General features: G+C 49.1%; 6 protein-coding genes. 5 read left to right on the top strand and 1 reads right to left on the bottom strand.

The window, feature by feature from the left end; all coding sequences use genetic code 11:
- Positions 1–458: transposase (locus AC5L4R_RS09005; protein ID WP_494473613.1), on the bottom strand; the 458-nt coding region annotated here is incomplete at its 3' end.
- Between the two features lie 207 nt (positions 459–665).
- Between AC5L4R_RS09005 and scpB the strand changes: the two genes are divergently transcribed.
- The 5 genes from scpB to AC5L4R_RS08980 all read left to right on the top strand — a co-directional run bounded on the left by scpB (position 666) and on the right by AC5L4R_RS08980 (position 6,434).
- The gene (gene scpB / locus AC5L4R_RS09000; protein ID WP_494473612.1) at positions 666–1,238 is read left to right on the top strand and encodes an SMC-Scp complex subunit ScpB; all 573 of its coding nucleotides are present in this window, start codon (positions 666–668) and stop codon (positions 1,236–1,238) included.
- 151 nt (positions 1,239–1,389) lie between these two features.
- A complete protein-coding gene (gene rluB / locus AC5L4R_RS08995) occupies positions 1,390–2,241 on the top strand; it encodes a 23S rRNA pseudouridine(2605) synthase RluB (RefSeq protein WP_494473611.1) in 852 nt (283 codons plus the stop codon).
- A gap of 428 nt (positions 2,242–2,669) precedes the next feature.
- Positions 2,670–3,314, top strand: coding sequence for a hypothetical protein (locus tag AC5L4R_RS08990; RefSeq protein ID WP_494473610.1), 645 nt, complete (start codon positions 2,670–2,672; stop codon positions 3,312–3,314).
- Positions 3,315–3,519: 205 nt separating this feature from the next.
- Complete coding sequence (locus tag AC5L4R_RS08985; protein WP_494473609.1) at positions 3,520–5,106, top strand: Dyp-type peroxidase; 1,587 nt, start codon at positions 3,520–3,522, stop codon at positions 5,104–5,106.
- 95 nt (positions 5,107–5,201) lie between these two features.
- Positions 5,202–6,434, top strand: coding sequence for a catalase family protein (locus tag AC5L4R_RS08980; protein ID WP_494473608.1), 1,233 nt, complete (start codon positions 5,202–5,204; stop codon positions 6,432–6,434).
- Positions 6,435–6,481 lie beyond the last annotated feature (47 nt).

Here is a 6,481-nt window from a genome sequence, read left to right as displayed (position 1 = left end):
TTGTTTTTGGCTTCAACGATACTGGCATCAATGATGCTAACACTGCCTGCTTTGATGATGATATTTTGCTCGGCTAGTTGCTCATTGATTTGGTTGAATAAGGGTTCAATGAGTCCAAGTTCACCTAGGTGTTTGTGGTATCGCCAGATGGTGCTGTGGTCGGGTACGTTATCGGTAAGTGATAATCCAACAAAGCGACGAAATAGTAAGTCTCGTGCTAGCTGTTTTTCCATGGCTGGGTCAGATAGGTTATAGAGTTTTTGTAGTAACAAGATTTTAAACATGATGACTGGGTGAAAGGCACTTTCGCCACGTTCACTGCTATGGACGTGGCGTAGAGTGTGTTCGATAGTTTGCCAGTTGATTAGGTTATGTAGTTCATCGAGTTCTTCGATGGCTTTGTGAGCGTTAATGAGACTGTCTGCTAGGGACAGTTGCCCTGTTTGTTTCCATGCCATATTCGTGTCTTTTGCTATCTGGTTGATTTTACTGTATTATATCATTTTTACAAACTTTTGTGCATTTGTTCGTGCAAAGGTTTCAATTATTTTAAACTTAGCCAAAAGGCGACTGGCTGAGGGTCAAAGACGGCTTAGCGATGATCCAGATTACCCAAGTTGATGTGATACCGCACATTGACCCAACGACCAATTTTAATCACACCCATGAACGACTTTAACCAACAACACCAAACCGCCCAACAGCAGAGTAAAGCCATCGAGGCGATTTTACACGCGTCTGAAACCGCCTTGACAGCCAAGCAGCTGTGCCAATTTTTGCACATTGGCCAAAGTGAGCTTGACAGGGCGCTGACTGTGTTACAACAACGCTTGTCGCAAGGCGCATTGACGCTCGCCCACACCGCCACAGGCTATCGGCTACAAATCGCCAATGAATTTAGCCCGTTGATTCGCCGCGCGTTTCCCGAACGCCGCGAAACGCTGAGTCAAGCCTTGCTTGAAACGTTGAGCGTCATCGCCTATCGTCAGCCCGTCACCCGTGGTGACATCGAGCAGGTGCGCGGTGTGACGGTATCCAGCACGATTTTGCGCCAGTTGTTTGATAAGGGCTGGATTGTTGAACGTGGGCACAAAGACACCTTGGGTCGGCCTGCCCTGCTGCACACCACGCCTGAGTTTTTGGCGGCATTTGGGCTGACAAGCCTTGATGACTTGCCGCCGCTGTTGCCGTTAGCAGCATTTGGCGACACCACCCGTCCACCCCAAACCGCCAGCTAACCAACCATCGCCAATGCGTCACATCTGCCGCGCGCTCAGCCATTTTTTAGCTAGCCTTTTGCCCGTTTTTGGCTTAAAATACGCGGCTTGATGGGCGTTACAGCGCAATTTTTGCTGCTTGGGCACACGCCGCAGATGACAGGAGCTTGCCATGACGGACGAAAAATTGCACAAGGCATTGGCGCGACTCGGCTTGGGCTCACGCCGTCAAATGGAAGCGGTCATCCGCGAAGGACGCGTCAGCGTAAACGGACAAATCGCCAATATTGGCGACCGCGTCAAAGCAGGTGATGACATCCGCGTAGATGGGCGACTCTTGCGCTATAGCGCGGAGCGAGAAAAACGCCGCCGCGTGCTGATGTACTACAAGCCCGAGGGCGAAATCTGCTCAGCGCATGACCCCGAAGGTCGCCCCACCGTGTTTGAGCGTTTGCCACCTTTGACCCATGACCGCTGGGTGATGGTTGGGCGGCTAGATATCAATTCAACAGGTCTGCTACTGTTTACCAACGATGGCGAACTGGCGCACCGTCTGATGCATCCATCCAACCAAATCGAGCGTGAATACGCGGTGCGTGTGTTGGGCGAGGTCACCCCCGAAATCGCGCGCAACCTAACCACAGGTGTTGAGCTTGAAGACGGCATGGCACAGTTTGATAGCTTAACCGAAAAAGGCGGCGACGGTATCAACAAGTGGTATCAAGTGCAGCTTAAAGAAGGGCGCAACCGTGAGGTACGCCGTTTGTTTGAATCACAAGGGCTTAAAGTCAGCCGTCTGCTGCGCACCCGTTATGGCACAGTCAGCCTACCGCGCGAGCTGCGCACGGGGCGTTATCTGGAGCTTGACCGCAGCGAGATTGACCGATTGGCAAATTCAGTTGGCTTGCGTCCGCGGCAAGGCACAGGGCTATACGGTATCGCCAAGCGTCGGCAAGAACGCCAACAACAAAAACCCCTTAAAGCGCGGCGAAGCAATCATTTACGTCGCAATAAGACAAACTAAATTGCCTGTTTAACCCTACCAAAGCAATTTTAAAAAACGGTACTATCAAAGACCGTCTTTTTTTGTGCCAAATTTGCGCCATACCCTTTAGGGACAGCTTAAGCTTCATTTAAGATAAAACAAAAATCGACTGTTTTTTCAAGCATTTAGCCGATCAATGTGCGCCAAATAATCAACTAAAATTTACTCTTTTGCCAAAAATGTTTGATTTTACAAAACACGTATATTTGCTTACCCAACACCACAATATAGGCAAGGATTATACTTGCTTTCATGCTGTGCAAAGGCATACACTAGATTTGAGCCAAGTCAATGGCTTGCCATAAGGACGATGATTATTAACCCATTTTTTATGATGGGATGTTAGATTTAATAAAAATTTCACTTATTGGCACAACAATTTTTTAGGCATGATAAGGGCAAAACCTATGACAAACGAAGCAAACAACCCAACTGACAACCAAGCACAAGACCAAGCGCAATCCTCAAGCACTGACAAATCAAATGAATCTTTAGCCAGTAAATTTAAATACAAACTTGAAGACTTAGACTTGATACGTCAATTGATGGTCGCACAGGTCAAAGAAGGCGGCTCAGACGGCTACGACCACAGCATGACATCGGCAGGCAAAAAAGGCTTGCGCTCGGGCAAAGTGTCCGAACTGACCGTGATTGGTAAGCTCAAAGAAGGCGGCGCTGAGCGTCTGCGTCGTATTTTAGAAATCACCAAAGGTGACTTGGCAGGTGCAACCGTGGTTGGTACGCTCCACGACATGCGCTTTGTGTTGATTGACAACGACACACGCTTGCTATTTTGCACGGCCTATGATGGCGATTGGGACGCGTATATCAATGACTTTGCGACCAAAATCCCCGATATGATGGATATTATCTTTGATGTGGTGGAAGGCTGGCCAGGCATCCGTAGCCCAGAGGTCAAGCAGTATATCCTTGATCATCAATACACCGCATTAGGCTGGTTTGTTGGTGTGCCGCACTTGACAGTACGCGATATCCGCCGTAATGACAAAATCGTGCAAGGTATCAATAAAGCCCTTGACGAAGCACAATAATCAACTCGGCACACGCTTTAAATTCACCAAACAAAGCTTGGCAGTTTTTGTCCGTTCATCAACTGCCAATAAGTTAAAGCAAGTTTAAATGGTTTAAAGCATTTTAAATAAGATTTGTCAGCGATGGGCAAGGTATCTGTATCCGCCCATCGTTTATGCTTAATTTAATAGCATGCTGACCCACATAACACCTGAGGATAGCCCCATGAGCACCCACAACGATAATGACGCAGCCAACAGCCAAGCGTCTGATAAGCAAATCACCAACGATTCAACCGTTAGCAGCCGAGCAAACAGCCACGAACACGGCGGCATTATTGATAAAATCAAAGAAGGCCTTGAAGAAGCCACACAAAGCCTACGGGGCAAAGTTAGCGACACCATCAACGAGCTTGGCAAGGCCAAAACCGTGGCGCAAAGTACCCTTGTTGGTATGGAATTGGATGACATTCAAGCCATTATTTTGCGTGACCGCCCGATACCCTATTACGGCACAGTGGTTGCTATCAAGGTGCATGACGCTGCCAAAGGGCGTGAGCTGATTGCCAAATTGCTGCCATACGTCAGCAGCAGCCAAGAGTTTGATGAGCGCATGGCGGCTAACCTAACCGTTGTCATGACCTATGAAGGCCTAAAAAAACTTGGTGTGCCACAAGATTCACTTGATAGCTTCCCCGAAAACTTCAAACAAGGCATGGCAGCAAGCGCCAAACAACTGCACGACGTGGGACAAAACGCGCCTGAAAACTGGCAAAAACCATTTGGCACAGGTGAAATCCATGTGTGCGCCGCCATCATCACCGATGACAAATCAACTTGGCAGGCCAAGCTACAAGAGGTTAAATCCTTTTTAAGCGACTACATCAACCATGATCAACCCGAACAAGGCGCGATCGAGGTCTTGCTAGACCACGATTTTGGCGTGGATGAGGCGGTAAAAAATGTGTTTGGCTTTCGCGACGGTATCGGCAACCCAAATGTCGCAGGCAGTGGCGTCAAAAAACACAACGACACCGACTTGCCGATTGCCTCAGGCGAGTTTGTCATGGGCTACAAAGGCGAATCAGGGGTTATTCCTCCCATGCCTCAGCCTGAGGTGTTGGGTAAAAACGGCTCATTCATGGTGCTGCGTAAATACCACAGCCATGTAGCCGACTTCAACAAATACTGCCTTGAGCAAACCGACAGCCCCGAAGAAGCAGAAAAATTGGCGGCAAAAATGTTTGGGCGCTGGCGGTCAGGCGCGTCGATAAGCGTTGCCCGTGACCACGACGATAAGGCGTTGGGCGAGGATGAAGCGCGTAACAACGACTTTGACTACAGCGACGATGACTACGGCAAAGGCTGTCCGTTTGGCGCACACGCCCGCCGCATGAACCCACGCAAGACCAAAGACTTTATCCTAGCCGATGTGCGCCTGCACCGTATCATCCGCCGCAGCGTGTCATACGGTGATATCGTACCGCCCAATGTCACCGAGGATGACGGCAAAGAACGCGGCTTGTTCTTTATCGGTATCAACGCGCACGCCATGGATACGCTGGAGTTTTTGCAAGGCCAATGGATCAATGACGGCAATTTTATGAACCTTGGCGAGGAGCGCGACCCACTGCTTGGCGTGCACCACGGTGATAAAAACGACGACGGCGACACCTTCACCGAGCCTGCCGACCCAATCCGCAAACGCCACACAGGTATTTTCCAGTTTAATACCGTGCAAGGTGGTGAATATCTGTTTATCCCTAGCCTATCGGCGCTCAAGTGGATTAGCGAATTGCCTGCCCAAGGCTAAGCCAAACGTGCTACAATCGGGCGTGTGCTGACTCTCCCACGCACGCCTTGATGATTTTTAAACACTTGATTTTAAAAAATTTTTAAGGATATAACATGTTACCCAAATTACCCCACTTACCCGTACCTGCGCCACTGCGCCGTCTGCCATTTGGTCAAAAAAAAGTCGAATACGTCAAGTTTGACCCAAGCTTTGACATGCTCACGCCTGAAGACGAAAAAACCGTCGATCGTATCGTGGCCAATATTCAAGATTTTGTCCGTAAAAGCCCAAAAATCAGCGACATTGACTACCACACACGCGATGCCCACGCCAAAGGCTACTGTGCTTTGCAAGCTGAATTCACCATTTTGCCCAACCTACCTGAGGCCTACGCACAAGGTGTGTATGCCACGCCCGGTAAGCATGAGGCAGTGATTCGCTACTCAAATGGTTTGTCACGCGTGGACGTTGATCGAAACTTGGGTCTTGCCTTGGGGCTTGCTATCAAGGTGTTTGATATTCCCGGCAAAAAACTTGCCCCCGGTGAAGAAGACAGCCCCAACATGGACTTCAACCTCATCAACCACCCTGTGTTCTTCTGCAACCGCATTGAAGACTATGAATACATTTCAACGATTTTTCGTAACATCACCGACTACATGCAGCACGGTGAATTGATTGGTAAAGCTCGAGTGTCGGCGGTATGGGCGACCCGTGGCGGCCATCGACTACCCACCAAGCAATCGCTCAAGACCCTCAAAGCATTTAACGGCTTTACCAGCATCAAGCCACAAAACGCCCTGTTGTATAGCTATTTTTCGATGGGGGCAGTGCGTCACGGCGATTATATGGCAAAAATCCGTGTCAAACCCACCAAAGCATCGGTGCGCAAGATTTTATCGCGCAAAATCAATCGCGATTTACATGACGAGGCCATCCGCCTATCAATTTTGGATGAAATTCGCAAGCACGATTTTGAATACGATGTTCAAATCCAGCTGTGCCGCAACCTTGAAGACCAACCCATCAACGAAATCACCGACGAATGGAAAGAAAAAGACGCACCGTTTGTCACCGTGGCAAAATTGCGTATCCCACAACAAAAAATTCCCGATGATGGCCACTTTGACATCATGGAAAACTTATCATTCACGCCGTTTCGTTGCCCAGAAGAAAACCGCCCCGTTGGCAACTTGCAACACTCACGCCTACGCGCGTATGAAGCCACCGCAAAACTGCGCCACGAGCTCAACGGCATCAAGCGTCAAGAGCCGCGCAATTTGGCAGAATTGTTTAACCCCCAACAACCAAGCAAAAAACGCAAACGCTTGTTTGGTTTGCTCTAAGTCGATAAACCAAACGCAAAAACAGCGGTTGATGCATTCAGCCGCTG

The organism is Faucicola sp. SE7633 (genome assembly GCF_059264685.1).
Note: the sequence above shows the minus strand (reverse complement) of the source record. Positions and strands in the feature narration are given on the sequence as shown.

Excerpts from the sequence above, each read along its gene's own strand:
- scpB (WP_494473612.1), top strand. The coding sequence starts at position 666 with ATGAACGACTTTAACCAACAACACCAAACCGCCCAACAGCAGAGTAAA.
- rluB (WP_494473611.1), top strand. The coding sequence starts at position 1,390 with ATGACGGACGAAAAATTGCACAAGGCATTGGCGCGACTCGGCTTGGGC.
- AC5L4R_RS08980 (WP_494473608.1), top strand. The coding sequence starts at position 5,202 with ATGTTACCCAAATTACCCCACTTACCCGTACCTGCGCCACTGCGCCGT.
- AC5L4R_RS08990 (WP_494473610.1), top strand. The coding sequence starts at position 2,670 with ATGACAAACGAAGCAAACAACCCAACTGACAACCAAGCACAAGACCAA.
- AC5L4R_RS08985 (WP_494473609.1), top strand. The coding sequence starts at position 3,520 with ATGAGCACCCACAACGATAATGACGCAGCCAACAGCCAAGCGTCTGAT.